Consider the following 24,589-nt stretch of genomic DNA (forward strand, 5'->3'; position numbering starts at 1 on the left):
ACTACCATGGGGTTTTCTTTTTTTTTTTTTGCCTCATTCCTATTTCAATGAACCGGACAGCTTTATAAGCTCTATGTTGCGTTTCAAAGGGGACTTTGTTTAAATTAATAATGAAAGCGTTTCAATAGTATGAAAACTATGTACATAAAGTTAAGGGGGCATAAAGATGAAACCTATTTACACTTCCGCGAAAGAAGCGGTCGAACAGATCCAGAACGGGGCCACAATTATGGTAGGGGGCTTCGGGCTTGTCGGAATTCCCGAGCAATTGATCTTGGCACTGGTAGATAAAGGTGTAACAGACCTAACTGTCATCTCGAACAATTGCGGCGTCGATGAATGGGGCCTGGGACTGCTGCTGAAAAATAAACAGATTAAAAAGATGATCGGCTCTTATGTCGGAGAAAATAAAGAATTCGAACGTCAGGTGTTGTCAGGTGAAATTGAAGTCGAGCTGACGCCGCAAGGCACGCTGGCAGAAAAAATGCGTGCGGGTGGAGCAGGGATCCCTGCATTCTTCACTCCAGCAGGCGTCGGTACAACCGTTGCGGAAGGGAAGGAAATCCGTGAATTCGACGGCAAAGAGTATGTGCTTGAACATGCTCTAAGAGCGGATTTTGCGTTGGTGCGTGCAGCTAAAGCGGATAAGATGGGCAACTTGGTGTACAACAAGACTGCGCAGAATTTTAATCCACTTGCAGCTGCTGCGGGTAAAATCACCATTGCGGAAGTCGAGGAAATCGTCGAAACCGGAACGATTGACCCGAATCATGTCCAAACACCAAGCATCTACGTGCAAGGCTTACTGGAAGCGAAACAGGAAAAACGCATCGAGCGTTTAACGACAAGACAGGCTTAAGGGAGGAAATCGATCATATGGACAAGCAATTAGTGAGAGAACGTATAGCAAAGCGCGCAGAAAAAGAAATCAAAGACGGCGACTACGTCAATTTGGGCATCGGCATGCCGACCTTGGTGGCGAACTTCATTTCAGACAATAAGCAAGTTGTGCTTCAATCTGAAAACGGCCTTCTTGGAATCGGGCCATATCCGACGGAAGACCAAGTCGACCCCGACCTGATCAATGCCGGCAAAGAAACGGTGACGACCATTCCGGGATCTGCTTTCTTCACAAGCGCCGAATCGTTTGCGATGATCCGCGGCGGCCATATCGACGTGGCAATCCTGGGAGGCATGGAAGTTGCAGAGAACGGCGACCTTGCGAACTGGATGATTCCGGGGAAAATGATCAAAGGCATGGGCGGCGCGATGGATCTTGTACACGGCGCCAAAAAAGTCATCGTCATCATGGATCATGTATCGAAAGACGGTTCCGCGAAAATCAAAAAGCAATGCGATCTTCCGTTGACAGGTAAAGGTGTGGTCAATAAAATCATCACAGAGCGTGCCGTTATAGAAGTGACTGAGCAGGGACTTGTGCTGTCGGAAGTGTTCGAAGGCTTCAGCGTGGAGGATATCGTCGATTCGACAGATGCGCCGCTGAACACTGAAAACGTCAAAGTATCCTGAGCTATTGCCAAAAATCAGCGGCTCAGCTAGAATAGGATGTAATAGCAAAAGACTTTGATGAGGATCAGTAGATCGTGTTTTATTCCCCCAGAGAGCCGGCGTTTGGTGCAAGCCGGTGGATAAAGCGGTTGAACTCGCCTTTGAGTCTGTGTATGTGAATTCAGTAATATGCACCGTTCTCCGCGTTAAGGAATCAAGTTGGGCGAGCAATCGCTAATTTGGGTGGTACCGCGGGTGATTCCCGTCCCTTATTTTCATAAGGGGCGGGAATTTTTTATTTTGAGGAGGAAAAGACAATGACATTCAAGCACAAAGTTATCGAAAAGAAATGGCAGAAACATTGGGATCAGAACAAGACATTTAAATTGGAAACGGATTTTGACAAGCCGAAATTCTACGCACTTGATATGTTCCCGTACCCATCAGGAGCCGGTCTTCACGTAGGCCATCCGGAAGGCTACACAGCGACCGATATTTTGAGCCGCATGAAACGCATGCAGGGCTATAATGTGTTGCATCCGATGGGCTGGGACGCATTCGGGCTTCCTGCTGAGCAATATGCGCTTGATACAGGCAACGATCCGGCCGAATTTACGGCGAAAAACATCGCAACATTCAAACGCCAAATCCAGGAACTTGGTTTTTCATATGACTGGGACCGTGAAGTCAATACAACGGATCCGAAATACTATAAATGGACGCAGTGGATTTTCATCCAGCTGTACAATAAAGGCTTAGCCTATGTCGACGAAGTGGCGGTCAACTGGTGTCCGGCACTTGGAACGGTTCTTGCCAACGAAGAAGTGGTTGATGGAGTATCCGAACGCGGCGGCCATCCGGTAGAGCGCCGTCCGATGCGCCAGTGGGTGCTGCGCATTACAGAATATGCGGACCGTTTACTGGAAGATTTAGATGATTTAGACTGGCCCGAAAGTTTGAAAGATATGCAGCGTAATTGGATCGGTAAATCTGAAGGCGCTGAATTGGAATTCCAAATCGATGGCAATGGCCATTCTTTCCGCGCATTTACGACTCGACCGGATACGATTTTCGGCGCGACTTATGCGGTATTGGCGCCGGAACATAAATTGGTGGCGTCAATTACCACTCCGGAACAGAAAGAAGCTGTTGAAAAATACATTGACGACGTGAAGACAAAGAGCGATTTGGAGCGTACGGATTTGGCGAAATCCAAAACGGGCGTGTTCACAGGAGCTTATGCCATCAATCCGGCAAGCGGCGACAAGATGCCGATTTGGATTGCGGATTACGTATTGGCAACTTACGGAACAGGCGCAATCATGGCTGTTCCGGCACACGACGAACGCGATTACGAATTTGCGAAGCAATTCGATTTGCCGATTGTGGAAGTCGTATCCGGCGGCAATATTGAAGAAGAAGCGTATGCCGGCGACGGTGAACTGATCAACTCGGATTTCCTTAATGGATTGAATAAAACCGAAGCGATTGCAAAAGCGATCGACTGGCTGGTTGAAAAAGGTGTCGGTGAGAAGAAAATCACTTACCGTCTTCGCGACTGGCTGTTCAGCCGCCAGCGTTATTGGGGAGAGCCGATTCCGATTATCCACTGGGAAGACGGCACGATGACCCCGGTTGATGAAAAAGATCTTCCATTGACGCTGCCGGTGACGACAGATATCAAACCGAGCGGCACTGGTGAATCTCCGCTCGCCAATATCGAGGAATGGGTCAATGTAGTGCATCCTGAAACCGGAATGAAAGGCCGCCGCGAAACAAATACAATGCCGCAATGGGCGGGCAGCTGCTGGTATTACCTGCGTTATATCGATCCGGACAATGCTGAAGCGATTGCTGATCCGGAATTATTGAAACATTGGTTGCCGGTTGACGTTTACATCGGTGGAGCAGAACATGCCGTGCTTCATTTATTGTACGCACGCTTCTGGCATAAAGTGTTATTTGATATCGGAGTCGTACCGACGAAAGAACCGTTCCAAAAATTGTATAACCAGGGAATGATCCTGGGTGAAGGCAATGAAAAAATGTCGAAATCCAAAGGAAACGTTGTCAATCCCGATCAGATTATTGAAAGCCACGGAGCGGATACGCTGCGCCTTTACGAAATGTTCATGGGGCCGCTGGACGCATCGATCGCCTGGTCGACCAACGGACTTGAAGGGGCACGCCGTTTCCTTGACCGTGTATGGCGACTGTTTATCGAAGAGGATGGATTGAGCGCGAAAATTGTTGATGCGAATGACGGCAAACTTGAAAAAGTCTATCACCAGACAGTCAAAAAGGTGACGGAGGATTTCGAAGGGCTTCGTTTCAATACAGCCATTTCGCAAATGATGGTCTTCATCAATGAAGGCTATAAAGCGGATGCGATTCCAAAGGAATATGTCGAAGGATTTGTGAAGATGCTGTCTCCGATAGCGCCGCACGTAGCGGAAGAGCTGTGGGAGAAATTGGGCTACACAGAAACTGTCACTTATGCGGAATGGCCAGTATTCGATGAGTCGAAAATGGTTGACGATGAAGTGGAAGTCGTTGTCCAGGTGAACGGCAAAGTGAGAACGAAAATTGTGGTGGCGAAAGACAGCACGAAAGAGGAATTGGAAGCGGCAGCGCTTGCGGATGAAAGTATCCAAAAAGCGGCTGAAGGCAAACAGATCCGTAAAGTGATCGCGATTCCAGGGAAATTGGTGAATGTGGTTATCGCTTAAATCTTTGGACCGGAGTTTCAGCTTGAGGGCTGAAGCTCTGGTTTTTTATTGGGTGAATTTGGAAGATTAGGAGCTGGATTGTTACCGGACAGTAATGTGTCGCTTCCGGACAGTATTTTTGATATGCGGACAGTATTTGATCCGTTCCGGATAGCATTTTAATTCTGCGGACAGTAAATCCTTAATTTGGAAATAAAAGCTTTGATTCGCCGTCAAATAAGCCATAAAAAAACCCTTCGCATGAGCTTGCGAAGGGTTTTCACTATTTATATCTGTTTTGCGAATTCTGCTGCGCTTCGTCCTGCCACATTTCCGGTCACCAGCGCGGAGGTGATGTTATAGCCGCCGGTATAGCCGTGGATGTCGAGAATCTCTCCGCAGAAATAAAGGCCGGGCTTTTTGCGCGAAGCCATTGTTTTCGGTTCGATTTCCTTGATGGAAACGCCGCCGCCAGTCACGAATGCTTTTTCGATTGGCTGTGTGCCGGTGACTTCCATCGTGAATGCAGTGAGCTGGACTGCCAGCGCCCGTACTTTGTCGCTGGCAAGTTCTGCACCGGTAAGAGCCGGATCGATTCCCGCCCGCTGCAGTAAGAATAGGAGCCAGCGTTCTTGTGCAAGGCTTTTCCAAACATTTTTCACGGATTTCTTCGGTTCATCCTTCATCATTTTGAACAGCAGCTGAAATGCAGATTCCGCATTTTCATCCGGCATGGAGTTGATGCGCATTTCAACCGGAGCGCCGCCGGTTTTCTTCATTTCCTTGACGACATACTGGCTGCATCTGAGAACAGCAGGGCCGCTTAAACCGAAATGGGTGAACAGCATGTCCATCTGGTGAGTCACCAGGACTTTCCCTTTTTTATTCAGCACAGAAACAGCGACGTCCCGAAGGGCTAGACCCTGCAGATCACGACCCACGATAAAAGGTTCCTTAGACAGCAGCGGCACTTCAGTCGGATAGAGATCGGTGACAGTGTGACCCGCTTTTTCAGCCCACGGATAGCCGTCACCTGTCGAACCGGTTTGGGGAACAGCCTTGCCGCCTACAGCGACGACTATGGCTTTGGCCGTATATTCGTCGCCCGAATGCAGCCTGACGCCCGTCACTTTATCATGGTCCATCAATAATTTCTTGACTGGGGAATCCAGCAGCACTGTAACGCCGAGGCGGTCCATTTCACGGAACATGGCATCGGCGACATCCTGCGCCCGGTTCGAGACAGGGAACATGCGGCCGTGATCTTCTTCTTTCAATGCCACGCCGAGCCCTTCAAAAAAGGAGATGATGTCTTCATTATTGAACACGGAAAACGGACTGTGGAGAAATCTTCCGTTCCCGGGAATATTTTTTACGATTTCGTCAAGAGGCAGCCTGTTGGTGACATTGCAGCGGCCACCCCCTGATATGATCAGCTTTTTCCCAAGCTTTTTGCCTTTTTCTATTAATAGGACTTTTTGGTTGCGTGAAGCTGCGGCGATGGAAGCCATCAATCCTGAGGGACCCCCGCCGATGATTATAACGTCATACATATAAGAAGAACTCGCTTTCGTTTTTAGTGTACAGATATTTGCGCCTAGCCTGGGTCTTACAAAGTTGAACAGGTGCATCTGTTTTTCTTTATTATAACATGCTTCAAAATCCGTTGAGTATTTCCATTTATAAGTGTAAACTATCGTGTAGATTGTTTTTTTTATCAAGAATTAGTCAGGAAGTGCAAAATGTCAACGTTAATCAAAGGAACCGCCATTTTGACTTTGGGCCTGTTTTTATCCAAAGTACTTGGTGTCATCTATATTATTCCGTTTTATGATTTAGTCGGGGAAGATAATATCGGACTCTACCAGTATGCCTATATACCATATAACTTGATGCTGGCAGTCGCTATATCAGGTGCGCCGCTCGCTTTCTCGAAGTTTGTAGCGAAATACAACAGTCTTGGAGATTATGAGACCGGCAGGAGATTGCTTCGTTCAGGTATTTTGACGATGATGGTCACAGGTTTTATATCATTTTTAGCACTATTTTTGCTAGCTGATGTTATTGCTGAAATAACAATTGATCCTGAGGACAAATTATTTACAGTTAATGATGTAGCTGAAGTCATCCGGTGGGTCAGTTTCGCTTTAATAGTCGTACCGTTCATGAGTTTATGGCGAGGCTTTTTCCAGGGTTATAATTATATGATGCCAACTGCGGTATCACAACTCATAGAACAGATTGTCAGAATCATTTTCCTTTTGGGAGGTGCATTCATTGTAATCCATGTTTTCGGTGGAACACCTAAGACAGCGGTACAGTTCGCAGTTCTATCAGCTGCAATTGGAGCATTGGGCGGAGTTCTCGTTTTGTTCTATTATTGGAAAAAACGGAAGCCTGAATATGATCAATTACGTGCTAATTCTGTTGAATCCTACGATGTGCGTCTTCGTGATATGTATAAGGAAATTTTATCTTATGCACTCCCAATCGTATTTTTAGGTGTTGCAAATCCATTATTCCAATTTGTCGATATGCTGACATTCAATAAAGGGATGAGCAGTACTGAAAATGCCGCAAATACAAGTCTTTATTTGGGAATTCTAAATTTGACAGCGCATAAGCTCGTTCTGATTCCGGTAATGCTAGCGACAGGATTTTCAATGGCTCTGATTCCGTTGATCACCAAATACTTTACGCTTAATGAACATAAGTCGCTGACAAGAACGTTGGATCAATCTTTCCAGATGATCATTTTCCTTACATTGCCGGCAGTTGTCGGTATGACGTTATTGTCGGATGAGCTTTATCATATCTTTTATAAACAAAGTGGTATCGGTTCGGAAATTTTGGCACACTATCTCCCGGCGGCGATTCTATTTTCTTTGTTCCCCGTTACGGCTTCCATTTTGCAAGGGATCAATCAGCAGAAATGGATTGTGTTGAATCTAATGATAGGTTTATTGCTTAAATTGTCATTGAATATCCCACTGATTAAAATGTTTGAAACGGACGGTGCAATTGCGGCCACAATCATTGGTTACTCAGTAGCCATCGCCATGAATATTGGCGTCATCATGGTGACGATGAATTACCGGTCTTCCATGGTTGTGCGCCGGATCATGCTGATCCTATTGATCAATGCTGTGATGGCAGCTGTTGTTTTATTGGCATTGGCTGGCCTCGATCTATTCATCGGCATGGATTCCAAGATTCAGTCGATTATCCGGATCCTGATTGTCGGTGGGATAGGCGGAGCGGTTTACGGCTTCATCTCGTTGCGCACCGGCATTGCGCAGAAAATTTTCGGCGAACGGCTGACGAAGTACACACGTAAATTCGGTTTATAGGAGGCACCAATGCGAATAGATAAATTTTTATCGAATATGGGCTTTGGTTCCCGGAAAGATGTTAAGGTTCTTTTGAAATCGAAAGCGGTGGAAGTGAACGGTGATGTCGTGCGGGATGCGAAAAAGCATGTCGACGAAACAGCGGATAACATAACGGTTGCCGGGGAACAGGTGGAGTATGTGGAATTCATCTACCTGATGATGAATAAACCCCCGGGTGTCATATCCGCTACAGAAGATAAATACGACGAAACTGTCATCGATCTGCTCGGTGACGGGGAACGCCATTTCGAACCGTTTCCGGTCGGTCGACTCGATAAGGACACAGAAGGGCTGCTGCTGCTCACCAATGACGGTAAATTGGCGCATGAATTGCTGTCGCCGAAAAAACATGTGGCGAAGACGTATTATGCGCGGATTGATGGCGTCGTTACGGAAGAAGACGGAGAGGCTTTCCGGAATGGCGTGATTTTGGATGATGGCTATCAGACAAAAGAGGCGTTCCTGAAAATCTTGGAGAGCGGCGAGGAGTCGGAGATCGAACTGACGATTACGGAAGGGAAGTTCCATCAGGTGAAGCGGATGTTTGAAAGTGTCGGCAAAACGGTGGTTTACCTGAAACGCCTTTCGATGGGCTCGCTGGAATTGGATCCGGATCTCGAACTCGGCGAATACCGCTATTTGACGGAAGAAGAGCTGATTGGATTGAAAGAGAAAAAATGACCGCCAAAGTTGGCGGTCATTTTTTGATTGAAATCTTATTTTGAATATTGGACAGTCGAAAGCGCCCTTATTTAATGGGCGCTGTCGCTTTTCTTTGTCTAGACTCCGGTGGCCCAGCTCTTCGGGTCATAAGCCACTTTGGCTGTGCGGCTGAAGAAACGCCGCTTCGCCAAATCGTCTTATGCCTTTCAGAGCTTAGCGGGCACCGTCGCTTTTCGCTCTAAGATGTCATCTTCACTTTTTTTTGCGTCGTTGTCCATTTGCCCCGACTTGGACTTGTCACCAAATCGTTAAAGGCTAACACATTCAAATCCCTTTGAATGGTGCGAGGAGTGATGCCGAATTCATCGACTAAATCTTGCGTAGTTACAGTCCCATTTTCGAGGATGTACTTATACATATCTTTAATTCGAATTAGCATGCGATCCGTAGTAGGTTTCATAAAAGAGAACCACTCCTTCATCTTTTTTCCCGTTGGCAAAGACTAGCGGACGAGTTGCCGGGGTATACCCGGCTGGTTTAGGGCAAGTGTTTGAGACATCCTCCTAAAAATTATCTGCCAGTCTAATTTATCTGACAATTTGATTATATCGAAAAAGTGTTTTAATATCCATGTTTTTATTTTAATTTACTTAAATTAACAAATCGTTTACAAAAAAGTTATATTTAAAATCTGAAAAATATTTAACCGGAATTTCTTTTAATAAATTTTAAAAGGTGTACAATGGTTGTAATAAAAGCGGGGTGTTGAGATGGATTGGCAGCTGGAAGCAGAGAAAAGACAGGAAAGCATGCTGAAGGAATTGCAGGAACTGATTGCAATTCCAAGTATTTTAAGTGATGACGCGACTGAGGATGCGCCTTTTGGCAAAGAAGTGAAAAGGGCATTGGACTGGTTCCTGGATAAAGGCCGTAAAAAGGGATATGAAGTTAAGAATGTCGACAATATCGCTGGTCACCTGGAAATCGGATCAGGTGAGGAATTGCTCGGAATCCTCGGACACGTCGATGTGGTACCTACCGGAGAAGGGTGGACGAAAGATCCTTTCGGTGGTGTGATTGAAAGTGGCAAATTATTCGGCCGTGGGGCAATCGATGATAAAGGGCCGACGATAGCCGCCTGGACAGCGCTGAATTTGGTGAAAGATGCAGGGTGTGAATTCAATAAGCGCGTGCGCCTTATTATCGGTACAGATGAAGAAAGCGGATTCCGCTGTGTAGAAAATTATTTTCAAAAAGAGGAAATGCCCACTATGGCATTTGCACCTGATGCGGATTTTCCGATCATCAATGCTGAAAAAGGGATAGCGGCTTTAATTTTCTCTCAAGTTTATTCCGGTAAAGAAGACCAATTGATATCATTTAAATCCGGTGACCGGACGAATATGGTACCGGATCTCGCGAAAGCTGAAGTTGAAGGGAGCCTTTCTGATTGGCGAACTGAATTTGAAAAGTTTGCGGCTGAACATGATCTTGCTTCTTCAGCAGTTGAAGAAGACGGCAAAGTAACTTTGACCGTTCACGGCAAAGCGGCGCATGCAATGGAGCCGGACGATGGCCTCAATGCCGGCGTGATGCTCGCCTTATTCCTGAAAGAACATCTAACTGGAGACGGTCAGGTGTTTACTGAATTTATTGCTGATAAGTTTTATGGCGATACACGCGGCAAGGCTTTCGGACTTGCTTTTACGGATGAAGCATCAGGAGATACGACATTCAATGCAGGGATTATGCGTTTTGAAAAAGCCAAAGGGGGAAAAGTTGAAGTAAGCATGCGCTATTCGATTTCCTACCCGTTTGATGAAAAAATGCCTGATTTTCAGGTGGAAGGTTTTTCGATGAATATCCATTCCAATTCACAACCTCATCATGTCGATGAAAATGATCCGTTTATCAAGACACTCCAGTCTGCCTATGAAAAGCAGACCGGCGACAAGGCGGAGCTGCTGGCTATTGGAGGCGGCACGTATGCAAGAGTGATGGATAAAGGCGTCGCATTCGGTATGCTGTTCCCGGGCGAGAAAGATGTAGCCCACCAGCTGGATGAATTCGTGGATATCAACAACCTGACAAAAGCGGTTGCGATTTATGCGGAGGCGATTTATCAGCTGGCATGCAATAAAAAAGATTGAAAATGTCATAATCATACAACATTAATTGATTCATCATGGAAAAACACTATCAGAAGCGAAAGAGGGATTGGATATGGAATGGATCTTACACAAAGATGAGTTTATTCAGGAAGATGAGCTGAAGATATCAAAAGAGGACCGCGGGTATCAATTCGGCGATGGGATCTACGAGGTGATCCGTGTATATAATGGAAATCTCTATACGGCAAAAGAACATATCGACCGCTTTTACGCGAGTGCTGAAAAAGTGAAGATTGTCGTGCCTTACACGAAGGACGTTTTCCACAAATTGATGTACGATCTTGTCGAGAAAAATGAAATCAATAACGGGCAGGTCTATGTTCAGATCACACGAGGATCATATGTACGCCAGCACCAGTTTCCTGCAGATAGCTCGCCGGTTGTAGTCGGCTATACGAAGACTGTTGAACGTCCCGTGGAGTTGATGAGAAACGGTGCCCGTGCGAAATTCATCGAAGATATGCGCTGGCTCAGATGTGATATTAAGAGCCTGAACCTGCTTGGGAATGTGCTCGCGAAACAGGAAGCGTATGAGGACGGTTGCTATGAAGCAGTTCTGCACCGTGGTGAAATCATCACGGAAGGCTCGTCATCCAATATGTACGGCATAAAAGACGGCGTGTTGTATACCCACCCTGCCACGAACCTGATATTGGACGGCATCACGAGAAGAACAATTCTCGGTCTTTGCGAAGAGGTTGGAATTACGGTACAGGAAACGTCGATGACAAAAGTGCAGGCGCTTAAAATGGATGAGTTCTTCATGTCATCCACGACAGCTGAAATCATTCCACTTACAGAACTCGATGGCTTCAAAATCGGGAATGGGGAACGGGGCCCGTTGACTGAGAAATTGCAGCAGGCGTTTGAAGCGAAATTAAACCTGGGTGTTGAAGTGCAATAAACTCCTATCCAAAACAGCAGCCGAAATTACAGGCTGCTGTTTTTGATTTGAATCGATTTTTTGATCATCCCGATAAAATCAAGCTGACCGTTAACACCGGAGAAATGGTAAACTGATAAAAGGTGATGCAGATGGAAAAACATTATTTTATTGGAATTAAAATACCGTTTCCTGTAGCGCAAATTCTCGCGGAACAGCGTGATTCATGGCATTTGTCTAGCCATAAACGATTGCCTGTGGCAGAAGATCTTCACATCACATTGCTGTTTCTGGGCGGCGACCCGCATGGTGAAATCCAGGAAGTGGCGGAAGCATTGGAGAAAGTGGGTCATAACCCTTTTACTGTGAAAATTACAGGTACAGGATATTTCGGTAAAAAGGACCGTCCACGGGTGGTATATGCTTCCACCGAAGAAAATGAATCGTTGAATAATTTGCAGCAGAAGGTTAAAGATATCCTAAAAAAATTTCAATTGAGTCCGGACAATAAACCGTTTGTTCCGCATATCACACTCGCGAACAAATGGATGGGCCAAGAGCTGTGGGAAGGAATTCCCGAGCTTAAGACCGGCCGCTTCGAAGTCGGGGAGTTCAGCTTGTTCCGGATTGAACCGACCCAAACACCACGCTATATTGCTGTACAAAATTATAAATTGAAGGATGGCGTATGATTGCGCCAGTGGGCGAGGTCTTATGAGGACGATATTCATAATAAATCCGGTTGCCGGCAATGGAAAGGCTATGAAGAAATGGATGAAATTCAAAGAGACCATCGAATTTCCATTTGAATTGGCCGTCAGCCAATACAGCGGGCATGCCACTGAGCTCGTGCGGGAATTGCAACATTCACCGGAACCGGTTCTGGTGATCGGTTTCGGGGGAGACGGCACTTTACGGGAAGTGATTGCCGGGGCGGCAGGTTCACAACAAGTGCTTGTGGGCTCCATCGCAGCCGGATCCGGCAATGATTTTGGCCGCGGTTTTCATTCTTTTAAAGATGCCGTGGAAATTGCTGATTTTGTGAAGAATCCTGCTGCCAGCAGGAAAGATCTTGGAGAATTCTTTGACGGCAGGGCCTATCAGTTTGTCAGCAGCACAGGCATCGGCTTTGACGCGGAAATTTCAGTAAAGGTCAATCGATCAAGGATCAAGCATTGGCTCAATAAAATCGGGATGGGCAAACTGGTTTATTTGGTGTATGTCATTATTACACTGCTGAGATTTCGACTTTTCCGGCTTACTGTGGAACAGGAGGGTGAAATGCTCCATTTTGATAAAGTCTGGTTTGCGACAGTCAGTAACCAGCCCTATTTTGGCGGCGGCATGAAAATTTCGCCCCATTCTGTGCCGGACGATGGCGTTTTGGAGCTGACCGTTGTCAACTGCCTTTCCCGATTGAAACTGCTGCTCGTTTTTGGTACGGTATTCAGCGGGAAGCATCTGCGGTTTAAAGAAGTTCATCAAATTAAGGGCACCCGATTTTCATTGTCAGCCGACCAGCCGGTTTATCGCCATGTTGACGGCGACAGTGCCGGATGTACACCTGAAGATCGCAGCATCGGCTATTCGGTCAGTGCGAGTGACTGGCATTCTGTAAATAAATGATAGAAAGAGGAAGAAAAAATGAGAGCAAGATATAAACCATGGGCAGCGGAATTGATCGAAGCCCATCCGGAAATCGTAATTCCGGAACCAGCAAAATTGAAAGGCAAATGGAAAGAGGAGTTCGGCAATTCGAATCCATTGCACATTGAAGCCGGAAGCGGCAAAGGCCGTTTCATCACAGGAATGGCTATAGCGAATCCCGATATCAATTACATCGGCATCGAACTGTTCGACAGCGTGATCGTTACGGCGCTTCAAACAACGCTGGAGCAGGAAAATGGCATTCCGAATTTACGTCTATTGCGTGTAAACGCGCAGGAAATGGAAAGCTTTTTTGAAAAGAATGAAGTGGACCGCCTGTATTTGAATTTCTCCGATCCATGGCCAAAAACGCGCCACGCTAAACGTCGCCTGACGCATGAATCATTCTTGAAATTATATGAAACAGTATTGCTGAAGAATGGGGAAATTCATTTCAAGACGGACAACCGTGGACTTTTCGAATATTCGCTGACAAGCATCTCGGAATACGGCATGCTGCTGAAGGATGTTTCGCTGGACCTGCATGCAAATGAACCTGAGTGGAACATCATGACGGAATACGAAGAGAAGTTCATGAAAAAAGGCCAGCCGATTTACCGGATGGAAGCACAATATAATTCGTAAACTGAAGGGGATGGGATGATGGATAGATTTGATTTTCATGATATGAAGTTAACTTGGCTCGATGGGGGCACAACGAATCTCGATGGCGGCACAATGTTCGGCGTAGTGCCGAAAGTGGTGTGGTCAAAACGGTACCCGGTCGATGAAAAGAATAATATCGAGTTGCCGACACATCCGATCCTGGTTCAATTTGACGGCCATAATATTTTGATTGACAGCGGCCTTGGCGACGGGAAATTGACTGATCGCCAGAAGCGGAATCTTGGGGTGTCTTCTGAGTCTTCACTGAATAAGAATTTGGAGGAACTCGGTTTGTCTGCCGCTGATATCGACACGGTGCTGATGACGCATCTGCACGGGGACCATGCGGCCGGCTTGACTGAAATGCAGGAAGAGGAATACGTTTCTGCATTCCCGAATGCGAAAATTTATGTTTCAGCAGTCGAATGGAATGAAATGAAGAATCCGAATATCCGCTCACGCAATACCTATTGGAAAGAAAATTGGGAGCCGATTCAAGATCAGGTTGAAACATTTGAAGATGAGTTGACGCTGTTCGGCGCCATCACGATGATCCACACAGGCGGCCATTCAGATGGCCACGCGGTCATTAAACTGGAAAGCGGCGGGGAAACGATCCTTCACATGGGCGACATCATGCCGACTCATGCCCACCAGAATCCGCTTTGGGTATTGGCTTATGACGATTATCCGATGGATTCGATCTATGCGAAAGAACGTTTGATGAAAGAGGCTTTGGAGAACGAGTATAATTTCTCTTTCTATCACGACGCTTATTACCGTCTGCTGAAATGGAGCAAGGACGGCAAAGAAATTGTCGAATCGCTGCAATATAAAGAGAAGAATATCTGATTTTTGGGGGAGGCACCGCTTTTTGGCGGTGCTTTTTCTGTGGGGATTGGGGCAACCGCAACTAATTTGGATCTAACCGCAACTAAATGATGAAAATGCGCAACTTAGAAAAAAATATTGGAAAATATTTCTTTAATTTAAGTTGATTATGAGCTACCCGCACCTCAAATCGTTCTAACCGCACCTCAGATGGTTTAACCCGCACCCCAAAGTGGCCAAGCCGCACCCCAAACGATTCAACCCGCACCTCAAATCCTCAGCCGTCAATTAACTTATATTCCCAATTTAAAAAGGCTCCCGAAATGGGAACCAACATCGATTTTTTCACTTATAGATTTTAAATACCGCCCATAGATTCCTCACAACCCAAAATGTTCCTTAATCATGCCCGCGACTCTATCCGGACTGACACCCGAGTTATTCAGCCGCAAATAATGATCTGTCTGAATTTCATTTTCGAAGGAATTCAAGCGGTAGACCCTATTCGAATTCACCATCTCCTTCTCGGAGGCAGCGGTATCTCTTTTGGTCGGCTTATGTTGGAGGCGGTTGGCGGTTTTATTTCTTAAGAGTCTTTCATCCAAATCAGCTTCCAGTTCAACAAAGTAGATTTCTGCGCCTTGCGCCTGGAATATCGCGCAGGTCCTGTTGACGAAATCCCAGTCGGCCTGCTGGTCGAAAGCCCATACATATGTAAAGATCATGCCGTATTGATCGCTCTTGGCAAAGGCGCTGAAGATTTCTTCACGGAATTTGGTGGACAGTTTCCACATTTCTTTTTCGAAACCGAAAAACGGTTCCAGCAAATCGATGGTCATATGATTATGCAGCAATTTTAAATCAGTTATTTTCGCCAATTCCTGGCCGACAGTCATCTTGCCGACCGCCTGGGGGCCAAACAATAAAACAAACTTCATTTTCATCCACCCGGACTTTCACTGAGATTTTCCGAAAAAAATTGCAGGCAAGCGCTATTTCTGGCGCATGCCTGCAGATGGAAACGTTCGTTGAAATTTAAACTTTGGAAACTTCCACCACAGCGCCGGTGAAAGCGTCCGCCATGAATTCGAATTGCTCGAGTTCATCGTCGCGGTGGCGAGTGATGCCGCCTTTATAGACATCTGTCGTAATAGCGTGCTGTGTATAAGGTTCTGTTTTCATGTAAATCCATGAACCGTCAATCGGACCTTCTTCTTTAAACGAATTCTTCACTTGCTTCAATACTTCATCTGCCGGGTAAAGCTTCTGGTTGCGGTCGACCAATTCTTTCACGACAAACGTTGCAGCTACTCCTGTAGCAAAGCCGATCAATAAATCACGATTTTTCAATTAGATCCCTCCTATACTTACTGGCTAAATTGTACCATAACTGATAAATAAACGAGAAATGATAGCAGCGCCTTTATTTCGTTCCTTTCGATTTTCGAAATAAAAAAGTGGAAATAAACTGAAAAAAGCTCTAAACTGATTAAAGGCATTTCATTTAGGAGGAAGTTGTATCATGAATAATGAAACCAGAGAGTTATTTAAAACCTTGACAGAGTTACCGGGTGCGCCCGGCAATGAGCATGCTGTCCGTAAATTCATGAAAAAGGAATTGGGTGCAGTATCCGATGAATTGATACAGGATAATCTCGGCAGCATTTTCGGTGTCAAGCACGGCGAACAGAATGGGCCTCGCATCATGGTAGCTGGCCATATGGATGAAGTCGGCTTCATGGTTACCCAAATCACTGACAACGGCATGATCCGTTTCCAACCGCTTGGCGGCTGGTGGAATCAAGTCATGCTGGCGACACGAGTCGATATCATCGCCGGAGATAAAGTTGTACCAGGCGTCATCGGTTCAATTCCGCCGCATCTATTGAGCGAAGAGCTGCGCAGCAAACCGATGGATATCAAAAACATGCTCATCGATATAGGGGCGGATGATAAGGAAGATGCAATGTCATTCGGCGTACGTCCGGGACAGCAGATCATTCCATACAGCCCGTTCACTCCAATGGCCAATGATAAGAAAATCATGGCTAAAGCTTGGGATAATCGCTACGGCTGTGGTTTGGCCATCGAATTATTGCGTGAATTGAAAGATGAAAAACTGCCGAATGAATTGTTTTCTGGCGCGACAGTTATGGAAGAAGTCGGTTTGCGCGGCTCACAGACGGCCGCAAACATGATCAACCCGGACATCTTCTTTGCGCTTGATGCAAGCCCGGCGAATGACGCCGACGGCAATAAAAACGAATTCGGCCAATTGGGCAAGGGGACGCTCCTGCGCATACTCGATAAGAGCATGGTTACCCACCGCGGCATGCGGGAATTCGTTCTTGATACTGCTGAATCGAATAATATCCCTTATCAGTATTTCATTTCACAAGGCGGAACGGATGCGGGACGCGTGCATACGGCAAACGAAGGTGTGCCGAGTTCCGTAATCGGAATTTGCTCACGTTATATCCATACGTCGTCGTCGATCATCCACACCGATGATTATGCCGCAGCGAAGGAATTATTAGTGAAGCTGGTGAAATCAGCTGACCGCACAACAGTGGAAACGATAAAAAATAACGTTTAAAAAGTGCCCTCGGGCACTTTTTTTTGTAGAGGAGACTGGTGTTTATGAAAAAAATGAGTATTGCTGTGGCATCAAAAAATCCGGCAAAAATCAGCGCGGTGGAAGACTGTCTTGCTGAACTTGCGGTCCCATGTGAAATTACAGCTGTCGAAACGGATTCAGCCGTATCGGCACAGCCATTTTCTATAAAGGAAACGCGTCAGGGAGCTGTCAATCGCGCAGTTTCTGCGATTGAAGGTGGATATGATTTCGCTGTGGGCCTTGAAGGAGGCGTTTATGAACTTGATGGTACGATGTATGTCTGTAATTGGGGTGCATTGGCCACTTCAACGGGCAAGCTGTACACGGCTGGCGGAGCACAGATACCTTTGCCCGAAGAAATTGCGGTAGAAGTTAGAAATGGGCAGGAGCTCGGGCCGGTCATGGATGCTTACGCGAATGAAGCAGGAATACGCCAATATAAAGGTGCTATCGGCATTTTGACCGATGGGTTGATTCACCGGGGAGAAATGTTTGCACATATCGTAAAAATGCTTATCGGACAGTACCGGTTAGGCAGCGGTTGAGTTGCATGTGACCCGAAACATCTTTAAAATAGAAGACAGCAAAGCAGGGGAGGAAGACGCGTGAAACGGTCAGTTTTAATCACAGGAACTGTGTTATCCCTATTTTTTTTGGCAGGGTGCATGGCGACTCCTGAAGAGAGATTGGCAGAAGGGCTTTCAGAAACCCGCACGGCTTTTGAAGAAGAGCCGACGGAGACAAACGAAACCGCGGGAGAGACAGAATTATATCTGCCTGGCGGCTACGATATCGAAGAGCCTTCTGATGAAAACAATATCATTATAACGAAAGGCAGCGATTCCTATGTTTTGTTCATCAATCCGAATGAAGCCGCTGACAGCAAGTTTTTCTATGATTTGCAGAAAGCGAATGCTGAAGTGGAATGGATCGCTGACGAAACTTTTGAACAGAATGGCCGTTTCGGATTTACAACATTAAGAGCGATTGCTGAAGATCGGATCGAAATTGTCGTCAGTGCGGGTGGCGTGAAAATGACCACCATTTCGGAAGAAGCGGATGTTCCGGGAAATATGGAGTGGATGATGAAGACCGTCCGTTCCATCGAAGAGGGAAATTGAGGTGAAGAAACGATGAAAAAATTACAGTCGACCGAAGAATTCAATGCTTATAAAAACGGTGAAGGAACAGTATTTATGTTTACTGCCGGATGGTGTCCGGATTGCCGTGTCATTGATCCGGTCATGCCCGAAGTGGAAGAGTCATTCGGACAATTCAATTTTGTGTCAGTGGACCGCGATGAGTTCATAGACCTTTGTGCCGAACATGATATTTACGGCATCCCAAGTTTCCTGGCTGTGAGCGAAGGAGAGGAATTGGGCCGTTTTGTCAGCCGTGACCGAAAAACACAAGAGGAAATAGAATCCTTTATAGCAGGGTTGTCCTTATAATATTAAGACGGTTCGCCTGTGAGGGTCGAACCGTTTATTTTTGACAGAGAGGAAGATCGATATGAATTCCACACAATTATTCAATCTATTAAGAGAACGGTTACCGAGCCGGGATCTGGAATGGCGTTATGACCGGGAAAACAATACAGCGAACATCCGTCATATAAAAGTGGGTAAAGGGCTGACCCTCGACCTTCCGAAAATCACAAGCCGTTATGAAACAAAAGGTGAAGAAGCATTGACAGAAATCATTTATACAATCAACGAAACTTTCAATGCGATGGAACGTGAAGTTGAAGGGAATCTTCCTGGGGGAGAACATATCTACCCAGTGATTCGGTCAACCTCGTTTCCTACGGAGTCGAACGAAGGAAACCGCTTCATCACAACAGATCATACTGCTGAAACTCGTATATTTTATGCGCTTGATACAGGGGCGGCCTATCGCTTAATTGACGAAAATGTGTTAAATTCATTAAGTCTGACAGAAGAACAGCTTAAAGAACTGGCAAGATTCCAGGTCAAAAAGCTGAAAACTGCAGTCAAAGAAGATCACGTTGCTGGAAACGTGTTCTACTTCCTCAATGAAAATGATGGCTACGATGCCTCACGAATCCTGAATGAGACTTTCCTGAAAGAGATGAAAAAGAAAATTACCGGGGATATGACTGTTTCTGTCCCGCATCAGGATGTGTTGATCATTGGTGATATCCGGAACGAATCCGGCTATGATGTGCTGGCCCAGATGGCGATGCATTTCTTCACCAACGGCAAAGTGCCGATCACTTCCCTGTCATTCATTTACGATGACGGTGAATTGGAACCGATTTTCATCCTGGCTAAAAATAGACCTGAAGAGGAGAACGATAAAAAATGAACGCATTTTACAATAAGCAGGGAATAGGCGACGTACTGCTAGTTCAGCTGCAAACTGAAAAACCTGAAAAAATCCATACCGAAATGAATGGCGATGTAACGCTGATCAAAAATAGCGATGGTGATATCACAGGCTTCAATCTTTTCAATGCGAGCCAATATATCAGCTTCCCGGAAAGTGGAACGATCGATGTTTCCGAGCAGCTGGTCACCGAATTGCAGAATGCCCTGGAAAAAAACAGCATCGATCATTTGCTGGAAGTCGATCTGTCGCCAAAATTTGTCGTCGGTTATGTGGAATCCAAAGAGAAACATCCGAACGCTGATAAATTGAATGTCTGCCAGGTTGATGTCGGCAGCGAAAAATTGCAGATTGTCTGCGGCGCGCCAAATGTAGAAGCGGGACAAAAAGTGGTTGTGGCAAAAGTTGGCGCGGTAATGCCTTCGGGTATGATCATAAAAGACGCTGAACTTCGCGGAGTGCCTTCAAGCGGCATGATTTGTTCGGCTAAGGAATTGGCTTTGCCGGATGCTCCAGCGGAAAAAGGGATTTTAGTATTGGACAATGAAAATGAAGTCGGATCAGCATTTGAAGTAAAGGCGTGACTTGTTATGAGCTGGGTTAAAAAAGTATGGAATCGTATGTTTGCCGATGAAGTCGAGGAAGAAGCAGAACAGGAATATACAGCGCCTGTCGAGCAGAAAAGTGCGCATGTGCCTTTCCGCTTTCCATTGATCACGGATGAAGAAAGAGAAATCTTTTTGAAGAAAGAACAGAGTGGCCAAAAAGTGACGATGGCTGAAGTGAGGGAAGAGCTTATTCGTCATCCTTCACAATTGGCGCAGCAACCCGTTCGGAGAGAAGTCCGGCCGAAACCGGAACCGAAGCCGATTCAGCGGCAATCACCACGGCAGCCGATACAGCGCCAGTCACCTAATACAAAACCTGTTAAAGAGACACCTAAACCGGAGCCCATCAAGCGCCGCTTTGAACCAACCAAGGTTCCGTCGCCTATTCATGGTTTCAATGAACCTAAACCAGCGCCAATAGAAATTTTGCTTGAGCAAAAAGAGCGGAAAGAAGAATTCCATAAAGCGATTTCTCCGTTACAGGAATATCCGATCAGCGAAACCATTGATCAAGATGCAGCCCAAATATCAGCAGAACAAACAGAGCTGGAGCGCCAACTGCCTGTGACAGAAAATAGTTCTCAGCCCGATTTTGCTGAAAAGGAAGAAGAATCTTCATTGCAAACTGTTCAGGATGAAGAAGTTGCCAATGATCCTGAATTAGAACATCCGGTTGAGCAAAATGAGCCTGAAACAATAGAAGTTCAGGAACTGAATCCGTTGGAAGAAAAGACAACGACGGAATTGAAAGTTGAAGATGAAGAAACGCTACATAAAGAAATTCCAAAGGATAAGCCGGAAGAGCCTGGTATACTTCCTGAGAAAAAGAAAGAAAAAACGGTTCCATTCAATGTGTTGATGCTGAAGTCGGATAAGGAGAAGACAAAGAAAAATATCCCAGTCCAACATCATACGCACAACAGATTAAACGAAAAACCTGTGCAGCCAGCTGAAAAACAACCGGAGCCACTTGCTCCTACAGAACCTCCAGTTGCTGAAGCGGTTCCGGCACCAGTTATTTCAGCTTATGAACATCCACATAAAGAATTTCTTTCCGCTCCCGAAAATGACCGGAAAGACGACGAATGGATGGAAGAGCAGGGAGAACGGCTGGTCGAAGCCTTGTCGCATTTCCAGGTCCAAGCGACAATTTTGAGCATTGTCCAAGGACCGGCAGTCACTCAATTTGAATTGACTGTAGCGCAAGGTGTGAAAGTCAGCAAAATCCGAAACTTGGCAGATGACCTGAAATTGGCTCTTGCTGCAAAAGATATTCGTATTCAAGCGCCGATCCCAGGGAAAAGCTCGATCGGAATCGAGATTCCCAACAGAACATCACGTCCTGTCAGAATTTCCGAAGTGATAGAAAGCACACAATTCCAGACTTCTGATTCACCATTGGAAGCTGCGCTGGGTCTTGATCTCACAGGCAGACCGGTTACGCTGGATCTGCGCAAGATGCCGCATGGTTTGATTGCAGGAGCGACAGGTTCCGGTAAATCCGTATGCATCAACTCTTTACTGGTCAGCCTGCTCTATAAATCATCTCCGCGGGATCTGAAATTATTATTGATCGACCCGAAAATGGTGGAGCTTGCGCCTTACAACCATATTCCGCATCTGGTAAGTCCCGTCATTACGGATGTCAAAGCGGCTACCGCTTCATTGAAATGGGCGGTAACTGAAATGGAACGGCGATATCAGCTGTTCGCCCATACGGGTGTCAGAGATATCAGCCGATATAATAAGATGGTCAAAGATAAAGGCAATGACGCGCAGCATCTGCCGTATATCTTGATCGTCATCGATGAACTCGCTGATTTGATGATGATGTCACCTTCTGATGTTGAAGATGCGATTTGCCGGATTGCGCAAAAAGCGCGGGCATGCGGGATTCACCTTGTCATTGCGACACAACGGCCGTCCGTCGATGTCATAACCGGATTGATCAAATCAAATATTCCGACACGCATTGCTTTCTCTGTTTCCTCCCAAGTGGACAGCCGTACAATCCTTGATTCCCAAGGAGCGGAACGCTTGCTCGGAAGAGGGGATATGCTGTACCTCGGAAATGGCATGTCCGCTCCGAGCCGTATCCAGGGAACTTTTGTGACAGATGAAGAAATCGAAAAGATTATTGAACATGTCCGCGGACAGGGTGAGCCGGAATATTTCTTCAAAGAAGAAGAATTGATCAAACAGAACGCATCCGGTGCTGAACAGGATGATTTATTCGAAGAAGCCTGCCGTTTTATCATGCAGCAGGGCAGTGCATCTACTTCCTTATTGCAGCGGAAATTCCATATCGGCTATAACCGGGCAGCAAGGCTGATGGATCTGATTGAACAGCACGGTTTCATTTCTGAGCAGAACGGAAGCAAAGCCCGTTCAGTGTTGATTACCGAAGAAGATATATCAGAAGTATTCCAATAATTTGTTTCATTATTTTAAAATATCGATTATATCACATTTGGATAAAAATATGATATAATCGGATGATTGTTTGATCTACTCGGCTATCCACTAACTACAGATGGAATAGACTACTTTAAACTTCCACAGGAGGTTCACTTATGACAGTTTTACATTTTACCGGCATCAAAGGCTCAGGGATGAGTCCGCTGGCTCAGATTATGCATGATATGGGAAATGAAGTGCAGGGTTCCGATATCGCGAAATATTTCTTTACAGAAGAACGTTTACGGGAAAGAGGGATCTCCATCCTTCCGTTCGATCCCGAAAACATTACAGTGGAAATGACGATTGTTGCCGGGAATGCTTTTAATGATGAGCATCCTGAACTTGTGAGAGCGCGGGAAATAGGCGCTACAATCATCCGGTATCATGAATTTCTTGGGGATTTGATGAAACAATATGTTTCTGTGGCAATTACTGGCGCACACGGCAAAACGTCGACAACCGGCCTTATGGCACATGTATTGAATGGCTACAAGCCTGTTTCCTATCTGATCGGCGACGGAACTGGTTACGGCATGCAGGATTCACATTTTTTTGTGGTTGAAGCTTGTGAATACCGCCGTCACTTCCTGGCCTATCACCCGGATTACGCGATTATGACGAATATTGATTTTGATCATCCGGATTATTTTGCCGGAATCGATGATGTATTCAATGCTTTTGAAGAAATGGCTCAGCAGGTGAAGAAATGCATCATCGCATGTGGTGATGATGAATATCTTCAAAAGCTGCAGGCGCCCGTACCTATGGTTTATTACGGATTTGGTGAGGAAAATGATTTCCAGGCGAGAAATATTATTAAAACGACGGAAGGCACAACTTTCGATGTAGTGATCCGCAATGAATTTTTCCATACATTCACCATACCTATGTTCGGCGACCATACAATCCTGAACGCGCTGGCAGTCATTTCACTGTGCCATTATGAAAATATACCAGCCGATATCATCCAGCAGCAATTCACTGGCTATCAAGGCGTTAAACGCAGATTTTCTCAAACGGAGATCGGTGATCGTATTCTTATAGATGATTACGCACATCATCCGACAGAAATCCGCGCGACATTGCAATCGGCAAGACAGAAATTCCCTGACCGCGAAGTGATTGCCATATTCCAGCCGCATACTTTCACGCGTACGCAGACATTCCTTCAGGAATTCGCGGACTGCCTGAATGAAGCTGACCAGGTTTATCTGTGTGATATTTTCGGCTCCGCCCGCGAAGAAGCGGGGACGTTAACGATTGGCGATCTTGAAGAGAAAATTACAGACAGCCAATTATTGCAGGTGGAAGAAGTGGCGAAGCTCAGCGAACATAAGAATGGGGTATTCCTGTTCATGGGTGCTGGAGATGTCACGAAATTCAAAGAAGCATTCGAAAACCAGCTGAAGACAGAAGAAACAGTTTAACTTCCAAAGTTAAACTGTTTTTTTCTTTTTTAGCAGGTTTTTTATATACTTTTATAGAACTATTGTAGGTGGGCTGTGTTTATCCGCAGTTCGACAAGGGTAGAAATAGTATATAACAGAATGTAAAAGGAGGAATTATGATGGATTGGCAAATACTGCTTTACATAGCCGCTATCGTGGCTGCAGTCGGATTCTTAATTCTATGCGTAGCTTTGGCAATGACATTGAATTCGTTGAAGAACACATTAAAAGAAGTTTCCGGCACAGTTGCCGGGCTTGAAAATCAGCTGCAAGGGGTGACGCTCGAAACCACGAATCTTTTGCATAAGACCAATGAACTTGCTGAAGATATCCAGGTGAAAACCGAGAAGCTTAACGGAGTCGTGGATGCTGTCAAAGGCGTCGGCAACTCGGTGACTGACCTGAATGCATCAGTAAGACGCATTACCATGTCTGTTGCATCGTCTGCAGAGCAGAACGAAGAGAAAATCGCACAGGTAGTTCAATGGAGCAATGTCGCTATGGGGATCCGTGATAAATGGAAAGCCCGTAAAGCATACAGCACCCGCCAGTCAGAATCATATCAGCCGGTGCCAGGACAGAAACAGCTTCCACATAACGATCAATACTAATAAAAAATCAACTTATATAATTGGAG

General features: G+C 45.8%; 24 protein-coding genes and 1 other annotated feature. Of the genes, 20 read left to right on the forward strand and 4 right to left on the reverse strand.

Features of this window, described 5'->3' with window-relative positions; translation table 11 throughout:
* The first annotated feature begins 166 nt into the window (after positions 1-166).
* The 3 genes from D2910_RS00240 to leuS all read left to right on the forward strand — a co-directional run bounded on the left by D2910_RS00240 (position 167) and on the right by leuS (position 4,238).
* The gene (locus D2910_RS00240) at positions 167-859 is read left to right on the forward strand and encodes a CoA transferase subunit A (RefSeq protein WP_117312023.1); all 693 of its coding nucleotides are present in this window, start codon (positions 167-169) and stop codon (positions 857-859) included.
* 17 nt (positions 860-876) lie between these two features.
* Positions 877-1,530 carry a 3-oxoacid CoA-transferase subunit B gene (locus D2910_RS00245; RefSeq protein ID WP_117312024.1) on the forward strand — a complete coding sequence of 218 codons (654 nt, stop codon included), beginning with the start codon at positions 877-879 and terminating at the stop codon, positions 1,528-1,530.
* Between the two features lie 45 nt (positions 1,531-1,575).
* Positions 1,576-1,782 (forward strand) — a binding site (T-box leader).
* 44 nt (positions 1,783-1,826) lie between these two features.
* Positions 1,827-4,238 carry a leucine--tRNA ligase gene (gene leuS, locus D2910_RS00250; protein WP_117312025.1) on the forward strand — a complete coding sequence of 804 codons (2,412 nt, stop codon included), beginning with the start codon at positions 1,827-1,829 and terminating at the stop codon, positions 4,236-4,238.
* Between the two features lie 266 nt (positions 4,239-4,504).
* On the opposite strand, the gene D2910_RS00255 is transcribed toward leuS, so the two are convergent.
* Positions 4,505-5,770: a BaiN/RdsA family NAD(P)/FAD-dependent oxidoreductase gene (locus tag D2910_RS00255; protein ID WP_117312026.1), complete on the reverse strand. Its 1,266-nt coding sequence runs from the start codon at positions 5,768-5,770 to the stop codon at positions 4,505-4,507.
* A gap of 189 nt (positions 5,771-5,959) precedes the next feature.
* On the opposite strand from D2910_RS00255, the gene D2910_RS00260 reads away from it, so the two are divergent.
* Positions 5,960-7,567 carry a putative polysaccharide biosynthesis protein gene (locus tag D2910_RS00260; protein ID WP_117312027.1) on the forward strand — a complete coding sequence of 536 codons (1,608 nt, stop codon included), beginning with the start codon at positions 5,960-5,962 and terminating at the stop codon, positions 7,565-7,567.
* Positions 7,568-7,576: 9 nt separating this feature from the next.
* On the forward strand, positions 7,577-8,290 hold the full coding sequence (locus D2910_RS00265; RefSeq protein WP_117312028.1) for a pseudouridine synthase: 714 nt from the start codon (positions 7,577-7,579) through the stop codon (positions 8,288-8,290).
* Between the two features lie 220 nt (positions 8,291-8,510).
* On the opposite strand, the gene D2910_RS00270 is transcribed toward D2910_RS00265, so the two are convergent.
* Entirely contained in the window at positions 8,511-8,732 is a 222-nt protein-coding gene (locus tag D2910_RS00270; RefSeq protein WP_084246586.1) for a DeoR family transcriptional regulator, read from the reverse strand.
* Between the two features lie 310 nt (positions 8,733-9,042).
* On the opposite strand from D2910_RS00270, the gene pepV reads away from it, so the two are divergent.
* The 6 genes from pepV (at position 9,043) to D2910_RS00300 (ending at position 14,491) form a co-directional block, all read left to right on the forward strand.
* Positions 9,043-10,422, forward strand: coding sequence for a dipeptidase PepV (gene pepV, locus D2910_RS00275; protein WP_117312029.1), 1,380 nt, complete (start codon positions 9,043-9,045; stop codon positions 10,420-10,422).
* 73 nt (positions 10,423-10,495) lie between these two features.
* On the forward strand, positions 10,496-11,347 hold the full coding sequence (gene dat, locus D2910_RS00280; RefSeq protein ID WP_117312030.1) for a D-amino-acid transaminase: 852 nt from the start codon (positions 10,496-10,498) through the stop codon (positions 11,345-11,347).
* Positions 11,348-11,478: 131 nt separating this feature from the next.
* The gene (gene thpR, locus D2910_RS00285) at positions 11,479-12,018 is read left to right on the forward strand and encodes an RNA 2',3'-cyclic phosphodiesterase (protein ID WP_165850116.1); all 540 of its coding nucleotides are present in this window, start codon (positions 11,479-11,481) and stop codon (positions 12,016-12,018) included.
* 22 nt (positions 12,019-12,040) lie between these two features.
* On the forward strand, positions 12,041-12,952 hold the full coding sequence (locus tag D2910_RS00290; protein WP_117312032.1) for a diacylglycerol/lipid kinase family protein: 912 nt from the start codon (positions 12,041-12,043) through the stop codon (positions 12,950-12,952).
* Positions 12,953-12,970: 18 nt separating this feature from the next.
* The gene (gene trmB, locus D2910_RS00295; RefSeq protein ID WP_117312033.1) at positions 12,971-13,618 is read left to right on the forward strand and encodes a tRNA (guanosine(46)-N7)-methyltransferase TrmB; all 648 of its coding nucleotides are present in this window, start codon (positions 12,971-12,973) and stop codon (positions 13,616-13,618) included.
* Positions 13,619-13,636: 18 nt separating this feature from the next.
* Positions 13,637-14,491, forward strand: coding sequence for a YtnP family quorum-quenching lactonase (locus D2910_RS00300; protein WP_117312034.1), 855 nt, complete (start codon positions 13,637-13,639; stop codon positions 14,489-14,491).
* A 359-nt stretch (positions 14,492-14,850) separates the two neighbouring features.
* On the opposite strand, the gene D2910_RS00305 is transcribed toward D2910_RS00300, so the two are convergent.
* Both D2910_RS00305 and D2910_RS00310 read right to left on the reverse strand, forming a co-directional pair.
* Complete coding sequence (locus D2910_RS00305) at positions 14,851-15,408, reverse strand: AAA family ATPase (protein WP_117312035.1); 558 nt, start codon at positions 15,406-15,408, stop codon at positions 14,851-14,853.
* Positions 15,409-15,505: 97 nt separating this feature from the next.
* Entirely contained in the window at positions 15,506-15,820 is a 315-nt protein-coding gene (locus D2910_RS00310) for a peptidase M4 (RefSeq protein ID WP_084246570.1), read from the reverse strand.
* 172 nt (positions 15,821-15,992) lie between these two features.
* On the opposite strand from D2910_RS00310, the gene D2910_RS00315 reads away from it, so the two are divergent.
* The 9 genes from D2910_RS00315 (at position 15,993) to D2910_RS00355 (ending at position 24,563) form a co-directional block, all read left to right on the forward strand.
* A complete protein-coding gene (locus D2910_RS00315) occupies positions 15,993-17,066 on the forward strand; it encodes a M42 family metallopeptidase (RefSeq protein ID WP_084246568.1) in 1,074 nt (357 codons plus the stop codon).
* A gap of 44 nt (positions 17,067-17,110) precedes the next feature.
* Positions 17,111-17,632: a DUF84 family protein gene (locus tag D2910_RS00320; protein ID WP_117312036.1), complete on the forward strand. Its 522-nt coding sequence runs from the start codon at positions 17,111-17,113 to the stop codon at positions 17,630-17,632.
* Positions 17,633-17,692: 60 nt separating this feature from the next.
* On the forward strand, positions 17,693-18,208 hold the full coding sequence (locus D2910_RS00325) for a hypothetical protein (protein WP_233208542.1): 516 nt from the start codon (positions 17,693-17,695) through the stop codon (positions 18,206-18,208).
* A gap of 12 nt (positions 18,209-18,220) precedes the next feature.
* Positions 18,221-18,538 (forward strand): thioredoxin family protein, encoded by a 318-nt coding sequence (locus tag D2910_RS00330; RefSeq protein ID WP_117312037.1) that lies wholly within the window; start codon positions 18,221-18,223, stop codon positions 18,536-18,538.
* Positions 18,539-18,599: 61 nt separating this feature from the next.
* Complete coding sequence (locus D2910_RS00335; RefSeq protein WP_084246560.1) at positions 18,600-19,415, forward strand: DUF1444 family protein; 816 nt, start codon at positions 18,600-18,602, stop codon at positions 19,413-19,415.
* The gene (ytpR, locus tag D2910_RS00340) at positions 19,412-20,020 is read left to right on the forward strand and encodes a YtpR family tRNA-binding protein (RefSeq protein ID WP_117312038.1); all 609 of its coding nucleotides are present in this window, start codon (positions 19,412-19,414) and stop codon (positions 20,018-20,020) included. The genes D2910_RS00335 and ytpR overlap by 4 nt, the downstream gene beginning before the upstream one ends.
* Positions 20,021-20,026: 6 nt before the next feature.
* On the forward strand, positions 20,027-22,477 hold the full coding sequence (locus tag D2910_RS00345) for a DNA translocase FtsK (RefSeq protein WP_117312039.1): 2,451 nt from the start codon (positions 20,027-20,029) through the stop codon (positions 22,475-22,477).
* 140 nt (positions 22,478-22,617) lie between these two features.
* Positions 22,618-23,931, forward strand: coding sequence for a UDP-N-acetylmuramate--L-alanine ligase (murC, locus tag D2910_RS00350; RefSeq protein WP_117312040.1), 1,314 nt, complete (start codon positions 22,618-22,620; stop codon positions 23,929-23,931).
* A gap of 140 nt (positions 23,932-24,071) precedes the next feature.
* Positions 24,072-24,563, forward strand: a complete 492-nt coding sequence (locus D2910_RS00355) for a DUF948 domain-containing protein (RefSeq protein WP_084246554.1) — start codon at positions 24,072-24,074, stop codon at positions 24,561-24,563.
* The last annotated feature ends 26 nt before the right edge of the window (positions 24,564-24,589 follow it).

This window comes from Planomicrobium okeanokoites (assembly GCF_003428875.1).
In the GTDB taxonomy this organism is placed as follows: domain Bacteria; phylum Bacillota; class Bacilli; order Bacillales_A; family Planococcaceae; genus Planococcus; species Planococcus okeanokoites.

What these genes read in the sequence shown, in the direction of transcription:
- D2910_RS00240 (WP_117312023.1), top strand. Translation starts at nt 167, where the DNA reads ATGAAACCTATTTACACTTCCGCGAAAGAAGCGGTCGAACAGATCCAG.
- D2910_RS00245 (WP_117312024.1), top strand. Translation starts at nt 877, where the DNA reads ATGGACAAGCAATTAGTGAGAGAACGTATAGCAAAGCGCGCAGAAAAA.
- leuS (WP_117312025.1), top strand. Translation starts at nt 1,827, where the DNA reads ATGACATTCAAGCACAAAGTTATCGAAAAGAAATGGCAGAAACATTGG.
- D2910_RS00255 (WP_117312026.1), bottom strand. Translation starts at nt 5,770, where the DNA reads ATGTATGACGTTATAATCATCGGCGGGGGTCCCTCAGGATTGATGGCT.
- D2910_RS00260 (WP_117312027.1), top strand. Translation starts at nt 5,960, where the DNA reads ATGTCAACGTTAATCAAAGGAACCGCCATTTTGACTTTGGGCCTGTTT.
- D2910_RS00265 (WP_117312028.1), top strand. Translation starts at nt 7,577, where the DNA reads ATGCGAATAGATAAATTTTTATCGAATATGGGCTTTGGTTCCCGGAAA.
- D2910_RS00270 (WP_084246586.1), bottom strand. Translation starts at nt 8,732, where the DNA reads ATGAAACCTACTACGGATCGCATGCTAATTCGAATTAAAGATATGTAT.
- pepV (WP_117312029.1), top strand. Translation starts at nt 9,043, where the DNA reads ATGGATTGGCAGCTGGAAGCAGAGAAAAGACAGGAAAGCATGCTGAAG.
- dat (WP_117312030.1), top strand. Translation starts at nt 10,496, where the DNA reads ATGGAATGGATCTTACACAAAGATGAGTTTATTCAGGAAGATGAGCTG.
- thpR (WP_165850116.1), top strand. Translation starts at nt 11,479, where the DNA reads ATGGAAAAACATTATTTTATTGGAATTAAAATACCGTTTCCTGTAGCG.
- D2910_RS00290 (WP_117312032.1), top strand. Translation starts at nt 12,041, where the DNA reads ATGAGGACGATATTCATAATAAATCCGGTTGCCGGCAATGGAAAGGCT.
- trmB (WP_117312033.1), top strand. Translation starts at nt 12,971, where the DNA reads ATGAGAGCAAGATATAAACCATGGGCAGCGGAATTGATCGAAGCCCAT.
- D2910_RS00300 (WP_117312034.1), top strand. Translation starts at nt 13,637, where the DNA reads ATGGATAGATTTGATTTTCATGATATGAAGTTAACTTGGCTCGATGGG.
- D2910_RS00305 (WP_117312035.1), bottom strand. Translation starts at nt 15,408, where the DNA reads ATGAAGTTTGTTTTATTGTTTGGCCCCCAGGCGGTCGGCAAGATGACT.
- D2910_RS00315 (WP_084246568.1), top strand. Translation starts at nt 15,993, where the DNA reads ATGAATAATGAAACCAGAGAGTTATTTAAAACCTTGACAGAGTTACCG.
- D2910_RS00320 (WP_117312036.1), top strand. Translation starts at nt 17,111, where the DNA reads ATGAAAAAAATGAGTATTGCTGTGGCATCAAAAAATCCGGCAAAAATC.
- D2910_RS00330 (WP_117312037.1), top strand. Translation starts at nt 18,221, where the DNA reads ATGAAAAAATTACAGTCGACCGAAGAATTCAATGCTTATAAAAACGGT.
- D2910_RS00335 (WP_084246560.1), top strand. Translation starts at nt 18,600, where the DNA reads ATGAATTCCACACAATTATTCAATCTATTAAGAGAACGGTTACCGAGC.
- ytpR (WP_117312038.1), top strand. Translation starts at nt 19,412, where the DNA reads ATGAACGCATTTTACAATAAGCAGGGAATAGGCGACGTACTGCTAGTT.
- D2910_RS00345 (WP_117312039.1), top strand. Translation starts at nt 20,027, where the DNA reads ATGAGCTGGGTTAAAAAAGTATGGAATCGTATGTTTGCCGATGAAGTC.
- murC (WP_117312040.1), top strand. Translation starts at nt 22,618, where the DNA reads ATGACAGTTTTACATTTTACCGGCATCAAAGGCTCAGGGATGAGTCCG.
- D2910_RS00355 (WP_084246554.1), top strand. Translation starts at nt 24,072, where the DNA reads ATGGATTGGCAAATACTGCTTTACATAGCCGCTATCGTGGCTGCAGTC.